General features: G+C 72.4%; 14 protein-coding genes. 7 read left to right on the top strand and 7 right to left on the bottom strand.

Features of this window, described 5'->3' with window-relative positions:
- Window positions 1-58 precede the first annotated feature (58 nt).
- A complete protein-coding gene (locus tag EDF55_RS14960) occupies window positions 59-1,258 on the bottom strand; it encodes an MFS transporter (protein WP_123655745.1) in 1,200 nt (399 codons plus the stop codon).
- 148 nt (window positions 1,259-1,406) lie between these two features.
- Between EDF55_RS14960 and EDF55_RS14955 the strand changes: the two genes are divergently transcribed.
- From EDF55_RS14955 to EDF55_RS14940, 4 genes are all read left to right on the top strand, one after another.
- Window positions 1,407-1,856, top strand: coding sequence for a MarR family winged helix-turn-helix transcriptional regulator (locus EDF55_RS14955; RefSeq protein ID WP_123655744.1), 450 nt, complete (start codon window positions 1,407-1,409; stop codon window positions 1,854-1,856).
- A 209-nt stretch (window positions 1,857-2,065) separates the two neighbouring features.
- The gene (locus tag EDF55_RS14950) at window positions 2,066-3,058 is read left to right on the top strand and encodes a MoxR family ATPase (protein WP_395867588.1); all 993 of its coding nucleotides are present in this window, start codon (window positions 2,066-2,068) and stop codon (window positions 3,056-3,058) included.
- Between the two features lie 28 nt (window positions 3,059-3,086).
- Complete coding sequence (locus EDF55_RS14945) at window positions 3,087-4,394, top strand: DUF58 domain-containing protein (protein ID WP_185017434.1); 1,308 nt, start codon at window positions 3,087-3,089, stop codon at window positions 4,392-4,394.
- Window positions 4,391-6,739 (top strand): DUF3488 and transglutaminase-like domain-containing protein, encoded by a 2,349-nt coding sequence (locus tag EDF55_RS14940; protein ID WP_123655742.1) that lies wholly within the window; start codon window positions 4,391-4,393, stop codon window positions 6,737-6,739. Before EDF55_RS14945 ends, EDF55_RS14940 begins: the two co-directional genes overlap by 4 nt.
- Window positions 6,740-6,759: 20 nt before the next feature.
- Here EDF55_RS14940 and EDF55_RS18895 read toward each other — a convergent pair whose 3' ends face one another.
- Together EDF55_RS18895 and EDF55_RS14930 are read right to left on the bottom strand one after the other, a co-directional pair.
- Window positions 6,760-7,392 (bottom strand): TetR/AcrR family transcriptional regulator, encoded by a 633-nt coding sequence (locus EDF55_RS18895; RefSeq protein WP_185017432.1) that lies wholly within the window; start codon window positions 7,390-7,392, stop codon window positions 6,760-6,762.
- Between the two features lie 284 nt (window positions 7,393-7,676).
- Window positions 7,677-8,465, bottom strand: a complete 789-nt coding sequence (locus EDF55_RS14930; RefSeq protein ID WP_123655741.1) for a trimeric intracellular cation channel family protein — start codon at window positions 8,463-8,465, stop codon at window positions 7,677-7,679.
- A gap of 69 nt (window positions 8,466-8,534) precedes the next feature.
- Between EDF55_RS14930 and efeU the strand changes: the two genes are divergently transcribed.
- From efeU to EDF55_RS14915, 3 genes are read left to right on the top strand one after another with little or no spacing between them, the layout of a single operon-like run.
- Window positions 8,535-10,124, top strand: coding sequence for an iron uptake transporter permease EfeU (gene efeU / locus EDF55_RS14925; RefSeq protein ID WP_123655740.1), 1,590 nt, complete (start codon window positions 8,535-8,537; stop codon window positions 10,122-10,124).
- Window positions 10,111-11,337, top strand: a complete 1,227-nt coding sequence (gene efeO / locus EDF55_RS14920; RefSeq protein ID WP_123655739.1) for an iron uptake system protein EfeO — start codon at window positions 10,111-10,113, stop codon at window positions 11,335-11,337. Before efeU ends, efeO begins: the two co-directional genes overlap by 14 nt.
- Window positions 11,334-12,650: a Dyp-type peroxidase gene (locus tag EDF55_RS14915; RefSeq protein ID WP_221180765.1), complete on the top strand. Its 1,317-nt coding sequence runs from the start codon at window positions 11,334-11,336 to the stop codon at window positions 12,648-12,650. Before efeO ends, EDF55_RS14915 begins: the two co-directional genes overlap by 4 nt.
- A 289-nt stretch (window positions 12,651-12,939) precedes the next feature.
- Here the strand turns inward: EDF55_RS14915 and EDF55_RS14910 are convergent, their stop codons facing one another.
- The 4 genes from EDF55_RS14910 to EDF55_RS14895 form a co-directional block, all read right to left on the bottom strand.
- On the bottom strand, window positions 12,940-15,273 hold the full coding sequence (locus EDF55_RS14910) for a bifunctional UDP-sugar hydrolase/5'-nucleotidase (protein WP_123655738.1): 2,334 nt from the start codon (window positions 15,271-15,273) through the stop codon (window positions 12,940-12,942).
- A gap of 87 nt (window positions 15,274-15,360) precedes the next feature.
- Window positions 15,361-17,175 carry a thiamine pyrophosphate-requiring protein gene (locus EDF55_RS14905; protein ID WP_123655737.1) on the bottom strand — a complete coding sequence of 605 codons (1,815 nt, stop codon included), beginning with the start codon at window positions 17,173-17,175 and terminating at the stop codon, window positions 15,361-15,363.
- 67 nt (window positions 17,176-17,242) lie between these two features.
- On the bottom strand, window positions 17,243-18,166 hold the full coding sequence (locus tag EDF55_RS14900) for a sugar phosphate isomerase/epimerase (protein WP_123655736.1): 924 nt from the start codon (window positions 18,164-18,166) through the stop codon (window positions 17,243-17,245).
- Window positions 18,163-19,320, bottom strand: a complete 1,158-nt coding sequence (locus EDF55_RS14895) for a Gfo/Idh/MocA family protein (RefSeq protein ID WP_123655735.1) — start codon at window positions 19,318-19,320, stop codon at window positions 18,163-18,165. Before EDF55_RS14895 ends, EDF55_RS14900 begins: the two co-directional genes overlap by 4 nt.
- Window positions 19,321-19,357: the final 37 nt, after the last annotated feature.

Raw genomic sequence — 19,357 nt, 5'->3', positions numbered from 1 at the left:
GACTGGAGGCTCGGTGCAGGAACCGCACCGAGCCTCCAGTCCGTCGCCTGGTCGCCACTCACCCGGCGGTCGCGATGCTCCCGGTCGTCGCCGTGGTCGCCGGCCGGTGGGCGCGGCTGCGGCGCGGAACCGTCGCCGCGATCGTCACCAGCACGAGCCCGGCCAGCGTGATCGCGGCTCCGGCCCAGATCGGCGACGTGTAGCCGAGGCCGGCGGCGATCGTGAGGCCGCCGATCCACGCGCCGAACGCGTTGCCGAGGTTGAAGGCGGCGATGTTGGCGCCGCTCGCGAGGGTCGGCGCGTGGTCGGCGTAGTGCATCACGCGGGTCTGGAGCGCCGGCACGGTGGCGAAGCCGAACGCGCCCATGAGGACGAGGGTGATCACGGTGAGCACGGGGTTCGACGCGACGACGGCGAAGAGGCCGAGCACCACGGTGAGTGCGGCGAGGACGACGACGAGGGTGCGGTCGATGGACTTCGCGGCGAGGCGTCCGCCGGCCCAGTTGCCGACGAAGAGGCCGAGGCCGAACACGACGAGGAGCCACGGGACGGCGGCCGAGGCGAAGCCGGACACGGCGGTCAGCGTGTACGCGATGTAGGTGAACGCGCCGAACATGCCGCCGTAGCCGAGCACCGTGACGCCGAGCGAGAGCCACACCTGCCCGGAGCGGAACGCGCCGAGCTCCCGGATCAGGGACGGGGCGGTGTCCTGCCGGACAGCGGGGACGAGCAGTGCGACCCCGACGAGGGCGACGACGCCGATGGCGGCGATGGCCCAGAACGTCGCACGCCAGCCGAGTGCCTGGCCGAGGAACGTGCCGAAGGGGACGCCGAGGACGTTGGACGCGGTCAGGCCGGTGAACATCAGGGCGACGGCCGACGCACGCTTCTCCCGCGCGACCATGTTGGACGCGACCACGGAGCCGATGCCGAAGAACGCGCCGTGGCAGAGGGCGGCGATCACGCGGCCGAGCATCATGACGCCGTACTCGGGGGCGAGCGCGGAGAGGGTGTTGCCGACGATGAAGAGCACGAGCAGCCCGACGAGCACGGGCTTCCGGGGGAGTCGCGTGGTGGCGGCGGTGAGTCCGAGTGCGCCGACCACCACGGCGAGGGCATACCCGGTGACGAGCCATCCCGCGGTGGTCTCGCTGACGCCGAAGTCCGCCGCGACCTCGGGCAGCAGTCCGGTGATGACGAACTCGGTGAGTCCGATGCCGAACCCGCCGAGGGCGAGTGCGATGAGTCCCGCTGGCATGCGTGGTCCCTCTCTGTTCCCGGCGCCTGTTGTCCGCGGCGGGTGTGCCGCGTACGCTGGTAGTTGCAGACGCGGGACAAATAGTTGCACACGCTAGGTGTGTGCGCAAGCGGACAGTGCGCGCCTGCAACTACTTTCGGGAGGAACCATGAGCGTCGACGACACCTCCGTCGCCGTCCGAGCACACGGCTGGCGCACCCTCGGGGCGCTGCACGGCCTGATCGAGGCGCACCTCGAGCGGGCCCTGCGTGCGGTCGACCTGTCGGTCGTCGAGTTCACCGTGCTCGATGCCCTCCGGCGCCAGGACGGCTTCCACATGCGGATGCAGCAGCTCGCCCGTGCGGCGGCACTCAGCCCGAGCGCGACGACGCGGCTCGTGAACCGGCTCGAGGAGCGGGCGCTGCTGACCCGGGTCCTCTGCGCCGACGACCGTCGCGGGCTCTACACGGAGCTGACCCACGCCGGCTCGGTGCTCTTCGACGAGGCAGCGCCGATCCACGCCCGCGCGCTCGAGGCGGCGCTCGCCGAGGCGCACGGTGTCCCGGAGCTCGACGAGCTGGCGACCGCGGTCGAGCGGCTGGAGTACGAGCGGGTCTGACCCGGGGTGCGGTGCGGGGGTGCGGGCGCGGGCGCGCTGTCGAGTGCGTAGACGATGCGGCTCAGCGTCCGCTCCGGCACCACTGCTGCGCACTCGGCGCCCGTCGTCGCGACCGGCCATCCGCCTGCCGCTGGTCGGTGACACATCCTCCGCTCGCTGTCACCGGCCCGATGTAGCATGCGCGGACATCCCAACACGAGGAGACCTGCGTGCCGGAAGCCCCCGACCTCGCCTTCCCCATCGACCGGGTGCGTGACGCCGGCGCGGCGATCATGTCCGCCGTCGCGACGGTGGTGGACGGCAAGACCGACGCCATCCGCACGGCCCTGACGGTGATGCTCGCCGAGGGGCACCTGCTCGTCGAGGACGTCCCCGGCGTCGGCAAGACCGTGCTCGCCAAGGCGCTCGGTGCCTCGGTCGGCGGGTCGGTGAACCGGATCCAGTTCACCTCGGACATGCTGCCGTCCGACGTCACCGGGGTGAACATCTTCGACCAGTCCTCCGGGACCTTCCGCTTCTCGCCCGGCCCGGTGTTCGCGAACGTCGTCATCGGCGACGAGATCAACCGCACCAGCCCGAAGACGCAGTCGGCGCTGCTCGAGGCGATGGCCGAGTCGCAGGTCACCGTCGACGGCGTGACCCGGCCGCTGGAGTCGCCGTTCATGATCGTCGCGACGCAGAACCCGGTGGACATGGAGGGCACGTACCCGCTGCCCGAAGCCCAGCGGGACCGGTTCATGGCCCGCATCGCGATGGGGTACCCCAGCGTCGAGGCCGAGCGCCGGATGCTCACGGCCCGCGGCGGCCGCGACCCGCTGGAGTCGGTGCGCCCCATCGTCGACGTGGCGACGCTCCGCGCGATGGTCGACGCGGTCCACCAGGTCCACATCGCGCCCGACGTCGAGGCGTACGTCATCGCCATCGTCCGGGCCACCCGCACCCACCCGGACCTGGTGCTCGGTGCCAGCCCGCGCGCGACCCTGCACCTCGCGCAGGCCGCCCGCGCCCACGCCGCACTGCAGGGCCGGCCGTTCGTCACCCCGGACGACGTCGCGGAGCTCGCGCCGATCGTCCTCGCCCACCGACTCGTCCCCGTGGCGCGCGGCCTCGGCGGCTCCACCGAGGACACCGCGCGGGAGATCGTCGTGCGGGTCGTCGCGGAGACCTCCGTGCCGTTCACCGCGGCGCCCGTCCGCTCCTGATGTCCCGGTCCTGATGTCGCAGTCGCCGGTGTCCGCTCCGCTCCTCCGCCGTGCCGGTGCGGCGCGGTCGGTCCTCGCACGGTGGACCCGACGCGGCGCGGCGATGCTCCGGCGTACGCCCTTCCCGCTGCCGACCGCCCGCGGGTGGACCGTCATCGCGGTGGGGATCGGCCTGGTCGGCGGCGGGCTCGTCGCGACCACGAGCGTCGCGGTGTCCGCCGGGCTCCTGCTCCTGGTGCTCGTCGTGCTGGGGATCGCGATGGCGTTCCTCGTCGCAGCCCCGCTCCGGGGCACCCGGGTGGCGCCGCGGGCGATGGTCCAGGTGGGTGAGGTGTACCGCGAGCGGATCACACTGCGCGGATCGACGGTGGCCATCGGTCCGCGCTCGACGCTGCTCGTCCGTGAGCAGCTCGAGGACGCCTTCGCCAGCGTGTCCGACGCCGAGGCGTACGTGCAGGTCGGCCCGAACGTGCCGCCGGCGACCTTCGAGGTCGAGGCGCTCGCGATGCACCGCGGCCGGACGACGGTCGGCCCGGTGACGATCCGCGTGGAGGACCCCTTCGGCCTGCTCCGCATCGACCGCCCGGTGGTCGCCCCGGAAGAGGTGGTGGTCGTCCCGGCGTCGACCGCGCTGTCCGCGATGGACACCGGCGCACTCGCCGGAGCCGTCTCCGCGGACGAGGGCCGTGTCGGCCAGGGCGGCTCCGCCGACGACAGCGAACTCCGCCCGTACCGACCGGGCGACCCGATCCGCCGCGTGCACTGGGCGCAGAGCGCCCGCCGCGGGGAGCTCCACGTCCGCCAGACCACCCAGGCCCAGCCGCCGGAGGCCGTGATCGCGCTCGACCTCCGCCGCGAGTCGTACCAGCAGCTCGGGCGCGACGACCTCGCGGAGCTGTCCGACCTCGGCGGCGACGCGGCCTTCGAGCACGCCGTGGTCGTCGCCGCGAGCATCGCCCGGGCGCTGGCCGCCCGGACGTCCCGCGTCGTGCTCGTCACCGACGACCGGGGTGGCGACTCCCGGCACACCGGCGACGCCGGCGGGCTCACCGACGTGCTGGTCGGGCTCGCCGACGTGCACGTCCGGAGCGACGCCCGCGCGGTGACCGACGTGCTGCCCGACGTCCGCGGCCGTGACGTGCACGGCATGACCGCGGTGGTCACCGGGCACTGCACCGCCGAACAGGCCGCCGAGCTCGTCTCCGCGACGAGCGGGTCGAGCCGCGGGATCCTGGCGACGATCGTGCCGCCGGACCCGGTGGTCCGGGGGATCCTGGACCGCGGCGGGTGGCGCACACTCGTGATCCCGGTCGCCGGATCGGGGACGACCCGATGACCACGGCACGTCCGCAGGACACCCGACCCTCCGGCCAGCGGGCCGACGTCCGCGCGATCCTCGAGCGCGAGGACGACCGCCCGGCACCCTCGACCTGGGTCGTCGCACTCGCACCGGTCCCGGTGCTGATCGCGGCGCTCGCGTTCCGACCACTCGTCCAGGGCATCGCCTGGTGGACCTCCGCCCTCGTCATCACCGTGGTCCTCGTCGCGGTCGTGCTCAGCGTCCGCCGCCGTGCACCCGGCGTCCGGTTCATCGCCCTCGTGGCTGCGCTGATCGCCTGCTCGTGCGCCGCCGCGCTCGTCAACGACATCCAGCCGCTCGGGTGGATCGACGGCGACGGTGCGCTCGGGCAGACCATCGCCGCGATCCGGCTGAACCCAGCGCCGCTGCCCCAGACCGACCCGATCCGCCTCGTCGTGACGGTCGCGATCGCCTGGGTCGCCGCCGCGTCGCTCTTCCTGGCCACCGTCGCGCCGGCCGCCGCGCTCGCGGCAGCGCCGGCGCTCGTGATCCTCATCGTCCCCGGCGTCGTCACCGGCACCCCGGCCGGCACCGGGCTGGTGATCGCGACCGGTCTGGCCTTCCTCGCGATCCTGTGGCTCTCGGTCCGGCCGGTGCAGCGCGCCCTGCCGGCGACCGTCGTCGGCGCGATCGCACTGGTCGTCGCGGTCGGGCTCCCGTCCGTCGTGCCGTTGAACGCGAGCTGGCTGTCGGGGGTGACGGGAGCGATCCAGTCGCCGATCCTGCCCGGCCGCCCCGGCACGCTCCTCAACCTCGGGCAGGACCTCCGCCGGCCCAACGAGCTCGAGGTCTTCCGGTACCGCACGTCCGACGGGCAGCCGGAGTACCTCAAGCTCGCCGACCTCGACGACTTCGGCACGGGCGACTGGGTGCCGACCGTCACCGACGTCAGCGACGCCCCGACGGCCGACCAGCAGCAGTGGGCGGTCGGCGTGAACCCGCGGCTCGCCAGCCGCGGCGACGTGACGGTGCGGATCACCGGGCTCTCCAGCAACTACCTGCCGGTGCCCTCCGGTGCGGTGTCGATCGAGTCGAAGTCGACGAACCTCGAGCTCGACCAGTGGCGCTGGATGGGCAACTCGAACACCGTGCGCTCCACGGGCCCGGCGACCCGACGCGGTGCCACGTACGAGGTCTACGGCGCCTCGACCTTCGCGAACGCCTACCTCGACGCCGTGGACGCCTCCGGCCGGCTCGCACGCTTCGACGGGCAGGGCTACCCGACACCGTCCAGCGCCGAGCTCCGCACCGACACCGCACTGCCGAAGGACCTCCCGAAGAGCATCAGGAACACCGCCGCCCGGGTCGCGGGCAGCGCCTCGAGCGACTACGAGGAAGCGCGTGCACTCGAGCAGTGGTTCCGGAGCGACCTCTTCACCTACTCCGAGACCGCGCCCGTCGAACAGGGCTACGACGGCGACAGCATGGACGTCGTCGCGAAGTTCCTGCAGGTCCGCGAGGGCTACTGCGTGCACTTCTCCTCCGCCATGGCCGTGATGGCCAGGACCCTCGGCATCCCCTCCCGCATCGCCGTCGGCTACCGCGCCGGCGGCACCGCGGAGGACGGCGAGTACTCGGTCTCGAACCGACAGCTGCACTCCTGGCCGGAGCTGTACATCAAGGGCGCCGGCTGGGTCGCCTTCGAGCCGACGCCCGACTCCGACTCGGCGGCGGTCCCCAGCACCGAGCCGTCCGCGTCGCCGTCGGCGGCCGCACCCGAGACGCCGCTGCCGGCGCCGAACGAGACCACCGACCCGTCCTCGTCGGCCAGCCCCACCCCGAGCGCATCGGCCGAGGCCGGTGCCGCCGGTGGCGGCAACGGCGGTGGGAGCGGGCCGCTGGGGCTCGCCCTCGGCATCCTCATCGCGGCCGCCGTGCTGGTCGCACCCGCGTTCGTCCGCGGGGTCCGCCGACGCTCCCGGCTCACCGCGATCGGCGCGGGACGCTCGCCGGCGGTCACCGCGTGGCGGGAGCTCCTCGACGATGTCGCCGACCACGGGTACGCGCCGGGGCTCGCCCCGCCGGGCGACTCGGCCGCGGTCGCGCGCACCGCGCGGGCGGTGCTCGGGCGGCTCCGCGACGTCGTGCCGCCGTCGGTGGTCGGGGCACTCGACGAGGTCGTGGACGCGGTCGACCGGGAACGCTACGCACCGGTCGGTTCCGTCGACGGCGCTCGGCTCGTGACGGTCCTCCGGGAGGCCCGGGTCACCCTCGACGCGTCCGTCTCGTTCGCGGGGCGGGTGCGTGCACGGCTCCTCCCGCCGAGCCTGACGCCGTCCTCCGCGTGGTCCCACGAGGGACGGCGGCGCCGCCCGGCGTGAGGCGCCCGCCCACGCCCGCGTCAGCGGCGGCGGATGACGGCCTCGACGAGGGCCGCGATGACCTCGCCGGGGTCCACGCCGTCGAGCGCGGGGGAGTCGAACACGATGCCGACGTTCGCCCCGATCAGCGCGGTCGCGAAGAGGTCGAGCGGCATCCCGGCGTCGACCTCGGGGTGCGCGCCGAACCAGAGCCGGACGAGTCGCTCGACGCCGTCCTGCAGCACGCGGCGCTGCCGGATGAACTCGGGCATGAAGTCCGGGTGCCGGATCGCGAACCCGCGGAACTCCGACAGCAGCGCGAACTGGGCGCGCTGGTCGTGCATGCCGAACGCGGTGCGGACGATCTCGGCGATGTCGTGCGTCGTGACGTCCGCGCTGACGAGGTCCTGCAGCGACCCGAGCACCAGGTTCGTCCCGCGCTGCATCACCTGCGCGACGAGGTCCTCCTTGGAGGAGAAGTTCGAGTAGACGGCGCCCTTGCTGAACCCGGCGCGCGCTGCGACGTCGTCGAGCCGGGCCTCGTGCACGCCGTGCTCGGCGAAGACCTCGGCGCCGGCGATCAGCAGGCGCTCGCGGACCTCCGCCCGAGGGGTCCTGGCCGTGCCGCTGGTACCGGTGCTCGGGCGGTCGTCGTGGTCGGCGGCGTCGCTCATGGGGTCATTCTGGTCACTCCGCGCGGACACGGCGGACCTGCCGCGCCGTGCGTCTGATCACGCGCGGTGCGGTCGAGCCCCCATGGCTGCACATCCCGTTCGACGCCGTCACGATGGTGACCCGGTCGGGACCGCCGCGTTCGGGTCGCGTCGGTTCCCGACGATGGTCCCCGCCGGACGGGCGGATCCCGGGATGAGGGTGCCGGGCTCCGATACCCGGCGGTGTCGATGCTACGCCGGGCAGCGCGGCGACGACAGCCCGGATCGCGAGGCGGACACGGTGCTCACCGCTCCTCGTCGTCCGTGTGCACGCTCCCGGCTCCCTGACGCCGACCCGGGCGCCGGAGCAGCCGCACCGCACCCGGCCGCAGCGCACGGTTCCGGGGACGCCCGCGCCGCCGACCGCGGCGGAGCAGCGAGGCGAGCGTCGACTGCGGCTGCCAGTCGCGCCCGTTCGGCAGCCCCCAGCCCCAGCGGACAGCACCCCAGCGGAGCAGGAGCGACAGCACGACCGCGGCGACGATCCCGATCGTCGGTGAACCGAGCGCCGACGCGACGACCATCACCACGGAGGCGGCGACGGCCACGGACGCGTAGAGCGCGTTGCCGCCGAACACGGCGGGGACGCGGCGGAGCAGGAGGTCACGGCCCACACCGCCGCCGACGGCCGTGATCGTCCCCATGATGACCGCTGCCGGCCACTCGAGCCCGGCGTCGAAGGTCCGCTGCACGCCGACCACCGCCCAGAACCCGATGACGGCGGCGTCGAGGAACGTGAACAGCCGGTCCCACCCGCGTTCGGAGAACGACACGAAGAAGGCGATGAGCGCACCGGCGACGGCGACGGGCACGTAGAGGGGATCGGTGAGGGCGACGGGCGGCCCGTTCTGCAGCAGCACATCGCGGAGCATCCCGCCGCCGAGCCCGGAGACGAACCCGACGACGAGGAACCCGAACAGGTCGAAGTCCATCGCTCGGGCGACGGCGCCGCCGAGGAGCGCGGACGCGAAGACCCCGGCGAGGTCGAGCACGTTCGTGACGGCGGCGAGTCCGTCGACCGAGAGCAGGTTCATGAGAACCATCAAACCCCACGCCCACCGGGTCGACGGCGAGACCAAGGTAAGGCTAGCCTTGCCTTCGTCATGCTTGCCACCCTCGTCATCGGCCTCCGCGAAGGTCTCGAAGCCACGCTCATCGTCGGCATCATCGCGGCGTTCCTCCGACGCAACCGTGTGCCCCTGGCACCGATGTGGTTCGGGGTCGGCGTCGCGGTCCTGCTCAGCGTCGGCGTCGGCTTCGGCCTGCAGCTCGTCGAGCAGGCCCTGCCGCAGGCGCAGCAGGAGGGCATGGAAGCGGTCATCGGCATCGTGGCCGTCGTCTTCGTGACCGGGATGATCATCTGGATGCGCACGCACGCGCGCACCCTCAGCACCGAGCTCGAGGCGAGCGCGACCGAGGCGCTCGGCCGCGGCACCGCCTGGGCGCTCGCCGGCATGGCCTTCCTCGCCGTGCTCAAGGAGGGCTTCGAGACCGCGGTCTTCCTCCTCGCCACGTTCCAGGCGTCGAGCGACACCGGTCTCGCCGCGCTCGGCGCCGTGATCGGCATCGCGGGCGCCGTGGTGATCGGGTACGGGATCTACACCGGTGGTGTCCGGCTGAACCTGTCGAAGTTCTTCACCGGGACCGGCGTCTTCCTGGTGTTCGTCGCCGCAGGGCTCGTCCTCACGGTGCTCCGACGCGCGCACGAGGCCGGCTGGATCGTCATCGGCCAGCAGCGCACGGTGGACCTGAGCTGGCTCGCCCCGAACGGTTCGGTGCAGGGGGCCCTGATCACGGGCGTCCTCGGCATCCCGCCGGACCCCCGCGTCATCGAGGTCCTCGGCTGGCTGCTCTACGTGGTGCCGGTCCTGGCGCTCTCGCTCTGGCCGCGGTCCTGGCGCCCGGCGACGGCACGCGTCCCCGCGGTCCGCACCGCGGTCGCGGCCACCCTCGCGGTCGCCGCCGTCGCACTCGCGATCGCGGTCCCGGGCGGTGGCGTGCACGTTCCGGGCACGGTCACCACGACCGGTGACCAGACACGCGTGTCCGCCGAGGTCCACGGCGACACGGCGATCCTCCGCAGCACGGGCAACGGCCGACAGACCCGGGTGGACTTCCCGGCGTCGTCGCACCGCACCGTGACCCGCGCCGGCGTGACGGCCGACCGCTGGCGGTCCCGCACCGACCCGACCACCGACGGCGAACCGGCGAGCCTGACGCTCGACGACCTCGTCGGGTTGTTCGGTCGCATCCCCGTCGGCATCTCCCCGTCGACGAACCCCGGCCCGTTCGAGGCGAAGTGGGCTGTCTCGGAGACGACCACCCTCTGGAGCGTCGCCGGGGGTGTCCTGGACGCGACCAGCTCGCAACGTTCCGTACTGACGCTGAGCGGTGGGGGCCTCCCGTCCGCTCGGACCACGACGATCGACCGCAGCGTCTTCGCGGTGCCGGCCACCCGCGTGCAGGCGACCGCCACGGCCGTCGCGGCCGACCGGACCCGCTCCGCCGAACTCGCGCTCTGGAAGGCCTGGCTGCCGATCGCGCTCGCCGCCGCCGCCCTCGCACAGCTCGCACTCGCCCTCCGCGACCGTCGCCGCCCGGCGGCACCCGCGTCCCACGACCCCGCACCCGTCCCCTCCCGCGGCCCGCCCGCCGGGAACCCGACAAGGAGTTCCGCCCATGCCGTTCGGTAAGCAGACCGCACGACCCCTCATCACCCTCGGCGCGCTCGGCGTCGTGACCGCGCTCGCCCTCACCGGCTGCGCCGCGACCTCGTCGTCCGCGACGGACGACGCGACCGACTCGGGCAAGGTGTCCCGCGTCTCGATCACGCTGACGAACGACGGCTCCGACAAGTGCGCCGTGTCCACCACGAAGGTGCCGGCCGGTCCCGTCACCTTCACGGTGAAGAACGAGTCGTCGACCGCGATCACCGAGGTCGAGCTGCTGCAGGACCAGCGGATCTTCGGTGAGAAGGAGAACCTCGCGCCGGGGCTCGACCCGGTCTCCTTCACGAGCACCCTCGGCGGCGGAAAGTACCAGGTGTACTGCCCCGGTGCCGAGACGGAACTGACCGACTTCACCGTCACCGGCAAGGTCGCCTCGACCGCGAACAGCAGCGCTGCGACGCTCCTGAAGTCCGGCGCGACCGGGTACTCGAAGTACGTCGACGCGCAGGTCAGCGACATGGTGACCGCGGTCAAGCAGCTGCAGACGGACATCGACGCGGGCGACCTCGACGCCGCGAAGAAGGACTACGCCGACGCCCGGCCGTACTACGAGCACGTCGAGAGCGACGTCGACGGCTTCGTCAAGCAGGGGTACAAGGCCACCGACAACGCCGGCAACCTCGACTACCTGATCGACATGCGCGAGTCGAACCTCGACGACGCCGTCGGCTGGAGCGGTTTCCACGCCGTCGAGCGCGACCTGTTCCAGACCGGTGCGATCAGCGACGGCACGAAGCAGTACGCGAAGGACCTGACGGCGAACGTCGAGCTCCTCGCGAAGCTCGTGCCGACCCTGGACTACAAGCCCGAGGACCTGGCGAACGGTGCAGCCGGGCTCCTCGAGGAGGTCCAGTCGAACAAGATCACCGGTGAGGAAGAGGCGTACAGCCACATCGACCTCGTCGACCTCGCCGCGAACGTCGAGGGTGCCCGCCAGGCCTTCGCGTACCTCAAGCCGGGCCTGACCAAGCTCGACCCGACGCTGACGAAGCAGATCGCCGCGCAGTTCGACGCGACGAACACGCTGATGGACGGCTTCCGCAACGCCGACGACCTCGGCGGGTTCGACAGCTGGACGGATGCGACGAAGTCGGCGCACGCCAACGAGATCTCGCAGCAGGTCCAGGCCCTGCAGGACCCGCTGTCCCGTCTGGCCGAGAAGGTCGCCACCGCGTGACGGACGACCGTGAGCAGGCAGCCCGCGCCGTCTCCCGGCGCGGGCTGTTCGGCGCCGGGATCGGCGCTGGCGCGGGGCTCGTCGCGGCGGGTGCCGGCGTCGGCGCGGCGGCGGGCATCGCGGGGGCGACCGCCGCGACCGGCGTCAACCCGCTCGCGGCGGCGACCAACGGCGACGAGTCGATCGACCTGTCGCAGAGCCACCCGTTCTACGCGACCGCCGCCGGGCAGCCGCAGGGCGGGATCCGCACCACTCCGCAGCGGTACTGCGTCTTCATGACGTTCGACATGTCGTCGTCCGTCGCCACGGACCTGCAGGTCCTGCTGGCCCGGTGGTCCGCGTCGATCGCGCAGCTGCAGGCGGGCAAGACCGTCGGCTCCGTCGAGCCAGCGCACGGCGACGGCGTCGGTGCCGACACGGGGGAGGCGCTCGACCTCGGGCCCGCGTCGCTCACCGTGACGGTCGGTCTCGGCCCGGGGATCTTCGACGAGCGGTTCGGTCTCGCCGACAAGCGCCCCGCGTCGCTCGCAGCCATCCCGACGCTCCCGAGCGACCGGCTGCAGGACGAGCTGAGCGGCGGCGACCTGTCGCTGCAGGCCTGCGCCGACGACCCGCAGGTGGCGTACCACGCGGTCCGCGACCTCGCGCGGATCGCCCGCGGCACCGCGACCGTGCGGTGGACGGTGCTCGGCTTCGGCCGCGCGTCCGCCGGGCCGTCGCAGACCACGCCGCGGAACCTGATGGGCTTCAAGGACGGCACCAGGAACGTCACCACGGACGAGGAGTACGACCGGTTCGTCTGGCTCGGCGACGACGCCGGGTGGATGGCCGGGGGGACCTACCAGGTCGTCCGGAAGGTCCAGATGAACATCGAGATCTGGGACGCCGACGTCGTCAGCGACCAGCAGCGGGTGTTCGGGCGGACGAAGATCGAGGGCGCGCCGCTCTCCGGTGGCACCGAGCACACGACGCCGGACTTCACGGCGAAGTCGACCGGCGACGGGTCGTCGGACGGCACGGCGATCGACCCGACGTCGCACATCGCGCTCGCCGCGCACGAGAACAACGGTGGCGTGAAGATCCTGCGGCGGCCGTACAACTACACGGACGGGCTGAACCAGTACGGGCAGCTCGACGCCGGCCTGCTCTTCGCCGCGTACGTCAACGACCCCGAGCACTTCACCCGCATCCAGCGCCGGCTCGGTGCCGTGGACCGGCTCAACGAGTACATCGCGCACATCGGGTCCGGGGTGTTCGCGATCCCGCCGGCGCCGCGGAAGGGCTCCTACATCGGCGAGCGGCTGTTCCGCTAGACGCGGTGTGTGGTGGGTGCCCTCCGCCGTTTCCCTGGAGACGGAGGACACCCGCGCCGCGGAGTCTCGCGATCGGAACCACCGCTCGCGATGAGAGGCGACCCTGCGCGGCGCGTCGCGGTGCGACAGCGCTGAGATTACCCGCCGCCACCCCGAAAACACAGGGATCCGTCGTGACCGGATACGCCGAGGGCGGACGACGTGGGTCGCCCGCCCGTCGTCGCACCACAGGGCATCGGCCTGGAGGCTCGGTGCGGGCCCGTCAGGACCCGCACCGTGCCCGCCGGTGTCAGTCCAGTGCCGTCTCCGCACGTCGGGCGCGCTTCCGGCGGGCGACCACCATGGCGGTGATGCCCGCGAGGAGCAGGAGCCCGGCGACGACCGCGGGGGCCGTCAGTTCGGCACCCGTGTACGCGAGCGCGCCGTTCGCCGTGCCGTCCGCTGCGGGATCGGCTGCCAGGTCGGTGCCGGCGCCCGCGCCGTTGTCCGCACCGGGGCCCGCGCCGTCGTCGTCACCGTCGATCGGCTCCGATCCCGGCTCGCCCGGCTGGCCCGGCTGGCCCGGCTCGTCGGGGTCGGTGCCCGGGTCGACGGCCGCCGCGAGGGGGATCGTGACGGGCAGGACGATCCGGGTCGCGCCGACGGTGATGACGAGCGGCTCGTCGGTGGTGGCCGCCGCGGTGACGGCTGCGGCACGCGTCGCGCTGCCAGGAGCCGCCGGGGTCGCTGCGCCCGTTCCGGCGGTCGGGACCGTGAACGCGAGCGTCGCGGTGCCCTGCTCGTCGGTGGTGTCGACGATCGTCGGGTCGATGGCGCTGGTCGCGAGGACCTGGTCACCGGCGCTCACCCGCACCGACGTCGGCTGGTCGCCGGCGTTGCTGAACACCAGCGAGGACAGGTCCATCGAGACGTCGTCGCCGGGCTGGAAGCCGCCTGCCGGCGTCGCGGTCATCGTGACCCCGACGGAACGCTGGTCCGCGGCGACCGTGACCTCCGGGTTCGCCTCGAAGTACTCGACCTGCGCCTCGAGGTCCACCTTGCCGCTGTCCTGCTTCGCGGCCGCGGCGGCGAACGCGGTGAAGTTGTCCCCGCCGCTGGCGAGGAACGAGTTCACCGTGACCTTGTAGGTGGTGCTCGCATCGATCGGGGCGCCGTCGAGCGTCATCGCGGTGATCCGGGAACCGCTGGCGGCCGCCGGGTCGTAGGTGTACGCGAAGCCCTCGGAGACGCCGAGCTTCAGGAAGGGGCGGCTCGCCGTCGACGGCTGCCACTGCTGCTCGAGCGCCTGCTTGACCTGCGCCCCGGTCAGGTCGAGGACGACCAGCGTGTTCGCGAACGGCTGGACGACCGCGGCTTCCTTGTAGGTCACCGCACCGCCGGCGAGGTCCGCGCGGAGTCCGCCCGGGTTCATGAACGCGATCTGGGCCCCCTGACGCTCCTCGGTGGCGCTCCGCTGGACCTCGGCGACGAAGTTGCCGAGGGTGGACTCGCCACCGCGGTTCTCGCTGCCGTCCGACTGCAGGGCGCGGCGCATGTCGACGTCGGTCGTGCCGAGCTCGACCGCGCCGAGCACGTCCGCTTCCGCGACCGCGGCGCTGACCGTCGCGGCGACGCCGGCGTCCGGGGTGAACGTGCCGTCGACCAGGCGGATGTTCTCCGCCGCGGTGGCCGCGACCGAACCGTCGGCCGCGACCGTCAGCTGCAGGTGCCCCAGGTTGAAGCCGTACGACCCGGTCTGGATCACCGGACGGGCGACGGTGCCGCCGTCCGGGACGACGCTGTGGACGTAGGTCTGGTGGGTGTGGCCGGACAGGATCGCGGAGACCTTCGGCGAGACCGCGTGGACGGCGCGCGCGAAGGCGCTGTCGCCGTCGAGGTCGGACGCGGCGGCGGTCTCGGCGCCGTCGTGGACGAGCAGCACGAGGACGTCGGCCTCGCCGTTGTCCGCGACGCCGTCGGTGAGGTCGTCGGCCACGGCGTTCACCGAGTCGGTGATGTCGGCCATCTCGAGCGATTCGATGCCGGACGGGCTGACGAGCCCCTCGAGGTCGACCGTCGCGCCGATGAACCCGACGCGCTTGCCGCTGATCTCCTGGATCGAGTACGGGTCGAACGCGGGCTCGCCCGTCGCCGTGTCGAGGATGTTCGCGGAGACGTAGTCCCACGTCGCGTTGCGTGCGTCGTCGGGGCCGATCACGCGGTCCTCGAGGTCCGTGCGGCCCTTGTCGAGCTCGTGGTTGCCGATCGCGCTGACCGAGAGGTCCATCGCGTTCAGCACGTCGATCGTCGGCTGGTCCTGCTGGATGAAGGACTCGAACGTCGATGCGCCGATGTTGTCGCCGGCGCTGACGAACGCCGAGGTCGAGGTGTCCTCGCCACGCAGCTGCTCGAGCGCGCCGGCGAGCACCGCTGCGCCGGCGGCGTCGCCGTCCCGCGGTGCCGGTGTGCTCAGCGACTGGGCGATGCGCCCGTGGAAGTCGTTGACGTCGTAGATGTCGATCGTGGTGTCACCCTCGGCGGCCAGGGCCGCGGACGGGACGGAGAGGGCGACGAGGACGCCGGCGGTGGCCAGAGCGGCACCGCTGACGAGGCGGCGCCTGCGGGGGGTCGGTTTCGTGTTCATCGCCGACGAACCTATGAGGACGTACAGCGGGCGCGCCAGGGATGCCGCGATCTCGTCACACGAAGTTCACACACGCAACAGCTGTCGTCAGTCGCGGCCCAGGGCGCCCTTCACCCGCTCGACGGCCTCGGCCGCCATCGCCTTGGCGGAGTCCTTCACGACGCCGAGCTCCACCGGGTCGCCCTTGAGCAGGCTCTTCGCGGTGTTGATCGCGTACTCCTTCGTGATGTGCGGCGGGAGCGGCGGGACGTTCCGGCTGACGTACGCGTCGATCAGGGTGACGCCCTGGTGCGCGAACGCCCGCTCGACGGCGGCGTCCACCTCGGCGTCGTCGTGCACCGCGATGCCCTGGAACCCGAGCAGCGTCGCGTACCCGGCGTAGTCGACGGACTCGACGTCCTGCGAGCCCGGCCACATCGGGTTGCCGTCCTCGGTGCGCATCTCCCAGGACACCTGGCCGAGGTCGTCGTTGTGCATGACGACGATGACGAGCTGCTGGTTCGGCCACGCCGCCATGTACTTCTTCACGGTGATGAGCTCGTTCATCCCGAGCATCTGGAAGGCGCCGTCGCCGATCGTGCACACGGCCGGGCGGTCCGGGAACGCGAACTTCGCGGTGACGGCGTACGGCATCGCCGCGAGCATCGTCGCCAGGCGGCCGGACATGTCGCCGCGCATGCCCTTGCGGAGCCGGATGTGGTGGCCGTACCAGTCGGCGGTGGTGCCCGCGTCCGCCGTCACGGTCACACCGTCGGGGAGCCGGTCGTTCACCGCCTGGATGACACGACGCGGGTTCACGCCGTCGTCGTACGCCACCTCGGCCTGGGCGCGCATCTCGGACTCCCACTCGCGCATCTCGCTCGCGACGGTCTCCTGGAAGGACTTGTCCGCCTTGTCGACGAGCAGCGGCAGCAGGGCGTCGAGGGTGGCTCCGACGTCGCCCCAGAGGTTGAGCTCCGTCGGGTAGCGCAGGCCCAGCTGCTCCGGCTTGATGTCGACCTGGATGCCGCGCGCCTGCCCGGTCTCCGGCATGTACTCGCCGTAGGGGTAGTTCGTGCCGAGGAGCACGATGGTGTCGCAGTCGCGGATCTGGTGGAGCGACGGCAGCGACCCGAGGAGGCCGAGCTGCTGCGAGTGGTACGGCACGTCCGCGGGGACGACGTCCTTGCCGCGGAGCGCCGTGATGATGCCGGCCCCGGCCTTCTCGGCGGCGGCGAGGACCTGCTCGGTCGCACCGCGCGCACCGGCACCGACGAGGAACGTCACCTTCGCGCCCGCGTTGATGATCTCCGCCATCTTCTGGATCTCGTCGGCCGGCGGGGTGATCCGGGTCGAGGCCGGGACGTCGCTCGACCGCGACGCCCAGTGCTCGAGCGGCGGTGCCTCGTACGCCATCGCCTGGACGTCGTGGGGGAGGATGACGACGGCCGGCTGCTTCCGGAGCGCCGCCGTGCGGAACGCGGTGTCGACGACGACACCGACGGCCTCCGGGGTCGTGACCGTCTGGACGTAGCAGGCGACGTCGGCGAAGACGCGCTCGAGGTTCGACTCCTGCTGGGTGAACGAGCCGATCGACGCGAGCCCCTGCTGGCCGACGATCGCCACGACCGGCTGGTTGTCCATCTGCGCGTCGTACAGCCCGTTCAGCAGGTGGAACGCGCCGGGACTCGACGTCGCGATGCAGACCCCGACCTCGCCGGTGAACTTGGCGTGCGCGGTCGCCATCAGCGCGGCGATCTCCTCGTGCGTCGGGCGGACGTACTCCAGGCCCTCGCCCTTGCCCGCCGCCTTGCCGAGGGCACCGTCGAAGGCGCCGATGCCGTCCCCGGGGTACCCGAAGACACGGGAGACCCCCCACGCCTTGATGCGGTCGATGACGAAGTCGCTCACGGTCGTGCTCATGCCCCCAGCGTGCTCGGAACGGCCTGAGCGCGTTGTCACCGCACCGCGCTGTCACTCCATCGCGCTGTCACTCCATCGCGATGAGGGGGCGCAGCGTCCGGTGTGCGATCCGGAGGCCCTCGAGGACCTTCTCGTCGGTCCCGCCCCAGAGCGGGTCCTCGTGCTCGACGGACAGGGTGCCGTCGAACCCGGCCTCGTAGAGCCGGTCGACGACGTGCGGCCAGTCGACGACCCCGCGGCCGGGCACCCGGAACCGCCACCAGCCCATGTCCCACGGGTCGTCGCCCTTGTCGACCTTGCCGAAGAAGCCGTACTCGTCCCGCTTGCGCGGGAAGAGCTCGAGGTCCTTCGCCTGCGCGTGCACGATGTGCTCCGCGAACGGCAGGATCGTCTCGACCGGGTCGATGCCGATCCACGTCAGGTGCGAGGGGTCCCAGTTCAGGCCGAAGCCGAGGCCGGTGACCCAGCCCCAGAGCTCGGGGGAGTACGCGATGTTGCCGGGGTACCCGTCCGGGTGCCACCCCTCCATCACGCAGTTCTCGATGATGAGCTTGACGCCGTGTTCGCCGGCGTAGTCGACCAGCTCCGGCAGGACCCGATCACCGAGGCGCATGTTCTCGCGGACGGACTTCGCGTTGTCGCGACCGATGAACGTGCCGACGTAGGGCACGCCGAGCAGCTGCGCGGCATCGATAGCGTGGAACAGGTGCTCCTTGATCTCCGCACGGCGCCCGAGGTCCTGGTGCAGGTTGTTCTCGTAGTACGCGAACGCCGAGATCTCCAGGCCCGTGCGGTCGAGCAGCGCCCGGGTGGCTTCCGCGTCGGCCTCGGTGAAGCTGGCGACCGGCAGGTGCGCTGCCTCGAAGTCGCGGCCGCCGGTGCCGGGCCAGACACCGACCTCGAGCCGCTCGTAGCCCTGCTCGACGGCGAAGTCCGCGATCCGGTCGAGCGACCACCCGGGCAGGCAGGCGGTGAGCATCCCGAGCTTCATGCGATCTCCTTCCAGGCGTCGTCACCCGCACTGGCGACGACGGCGTCGATGATCTGCGCCGACCTGGCCCCGTCGGCGAAGGTCGGGAGGCCGTCGGGCGCGACCCCGGTCCGGACGGCGGTGTACGTGTCGGCGACGAAGGCCGCGAAGGCGTCGAGGTAGCCCTGCGGATGACCGGACGGCACCGTGGCCAGGCGGCGCTGGTCCGGTGAACCCTGTGCAGGGTCCCTGACCAGGATCTGCGCCCCGCGCTCGTTGCCGAACCACGCCGACTCCGGGCGTTCCTGGTCGAACGAGGCGGAACCCCGGGTGCCGTCCACCTCGAACCAGAGCCGGTTCTTCCGCCCGGCTGCGACCTGGGAGATCACCACGTTGCCGATCCGCCCGGAGGCCGTGCGGAACGTCGCGACGGCGGTGTCCTCGGTGGTGACCTCCGCCCGGGTGCCGGCATCGGCGAGCGGGTCCGGGTCTGGCGACCCGGAGAAAGAAGGGCCCGACGCCGCCGGCCGGGTCGGGTAGACGATGTCGGTGACGGCGCTCACGGTCGCGAAGCGCTCGCCGGTGACGAACTCGACCAGGTCGCACCAGTGCGAACCGATGTCCGCGAACGCCCGGGACAGCCCGCCGGCTCCGGCGTCCACCCGCCACGAGGACGAGTCCTCGTCGAGCATCCAGTCCTGCAGGTAGTGCCCGTGCACGGCGAGCACCCGGCCGAGGTCGCCGTCCGCGATCTTCGCGCGGACCTCACGCACCATCGGGTGGAACCGGTAGACGAAGGGGACCGTCGCCACGACGCCGGCTTCGGCAGCGGCGCGTTCGAGTTCGAGGGCCTGGGCGCTCGACACCGCGAGCGGCTTCTCGCACACCACGTTGATGCCCGCGCGGATCACGGCGAGGGCCTGCGGGTGGTGCTGGTCGTTCGGGGTGCAGACGTGGACGACGTCCGGGGCGTCCGCGATCACCTCGTCGAGGTCGGCGTAGCCGCGCGGCACGTCGAGCTGCCCGGCGACCTGGGCGGAACGGGCCGCGTTGCGCCCGAGGATCCCGAGGACCTCCGCTCCTGCGGCCTTCGCGGCGCGCACGTGCACCGCCGCGATCATCCCCGTCCCGACCACGACCACGCGCAGTCGTCGTCCGGTGTCCTCAGTCGTCATGGTGCTCCCTCGCGCCGTTCCGGTTCCCACAGTATTG

Origin of the sequence: Curtobacterium sp. ZW137 (assembly GCF_003762905.1) — a bacterium.
Lineage (GTDB): Bacteria > Actinomycetota > Actinomycetes > Actinomycetales > Microbacteriaceae > Curtobacterium.
The sequence above is the reverse complement of the archived record's forward strand: the minus strand, read 5'-3'. Positions and strand labels throughout refer to the sequence as shown.

What these genes read in the sequence shown, in the direction of transcription:
- EDF55_RS14960 (WP_123655745.1), bottom strand. Translation starts at nt 1,258, where the DNA reads ATGCCAGCGGGACTCATCGCACTCGCCCTCGGCGGGTTCGGCATCGGA.
- EDF55_RS14955 (WP_123655744.1), top strand. Translation starts at nt 1,407, where the DNA reads ATGAGCGTCGACGACACCTCCGTCGCCGTCCGAGCACACGGCTGGCGC.
- EDF55_RS14940 (WP_123655742.1), top strand. Translation starts at nt 4,391, where the DNA reads ATGACCACGGCACGTCCGCAGGACACCCGACCCTCCGGCCAGCGGGCC.
- EDF55_RS18895 (WP_185017432.1), bottom strand. Translation starts at nt 7,392, where the DNA reads ATGAGCGACGCCGCCGACCACGACGACCGCCCGAGCACCGGTACCAGC.
- EDF55_RS14930 (WP_123655741.1), bottom strand. Translation starts at nt 8,465, where the DNA reads ATGAACCTGCTCTCGGTCGACGGACTCGCCGCCGTCACGAACGTGCTC.
- efeU (WP_123655740.1), top strand. Translation starts at nt 8,535, where the DNA reads ATGCTTGCCACCCTCGTCATCGGCCTCCGCGAAGGTCTCGAAGCCACG.
- efeO (WP_123655739.1), top strand. Translation starts at nt 10,111, where the DNA reads ATGCCGTTCGGTAAGCAGACCGCACGACCCCTCATCACCCTCGGCGCG.
- EDF55_RS14910 (WP_123655738.1), bottom strand. Translation starts at nt 15,273, where the DNA reads ATGAACACGAAACCGACCCCCCGCAGGCGCCGCCTCGTCAGCGGTGCC.
- EDF55_RS14905 (WP_123655737.1), bottom strand. Translation starts at nt 17,175, where the DNA reads ATGAGCACGACCGTGAGCGACTTCGTCATCGACCGCATCAAGGCGTGG.
- EDF55_RS14900 (WP_123655736.1), bottom strand. Translation starts at nt 18,166, where the DNA reads ATGAAGCTCGGGATGCTCACCGCCTGCCTGCCCGGGTGGTCGCTCGAC.
- EDF55_RS14895 (WP_123655735.1), bottom strand. Translation starts at nt 19,320, where the DNA reads ATGACGACTGAGGACACCGGACGACGACTGCGCGTGGTCGTGGTCGGG.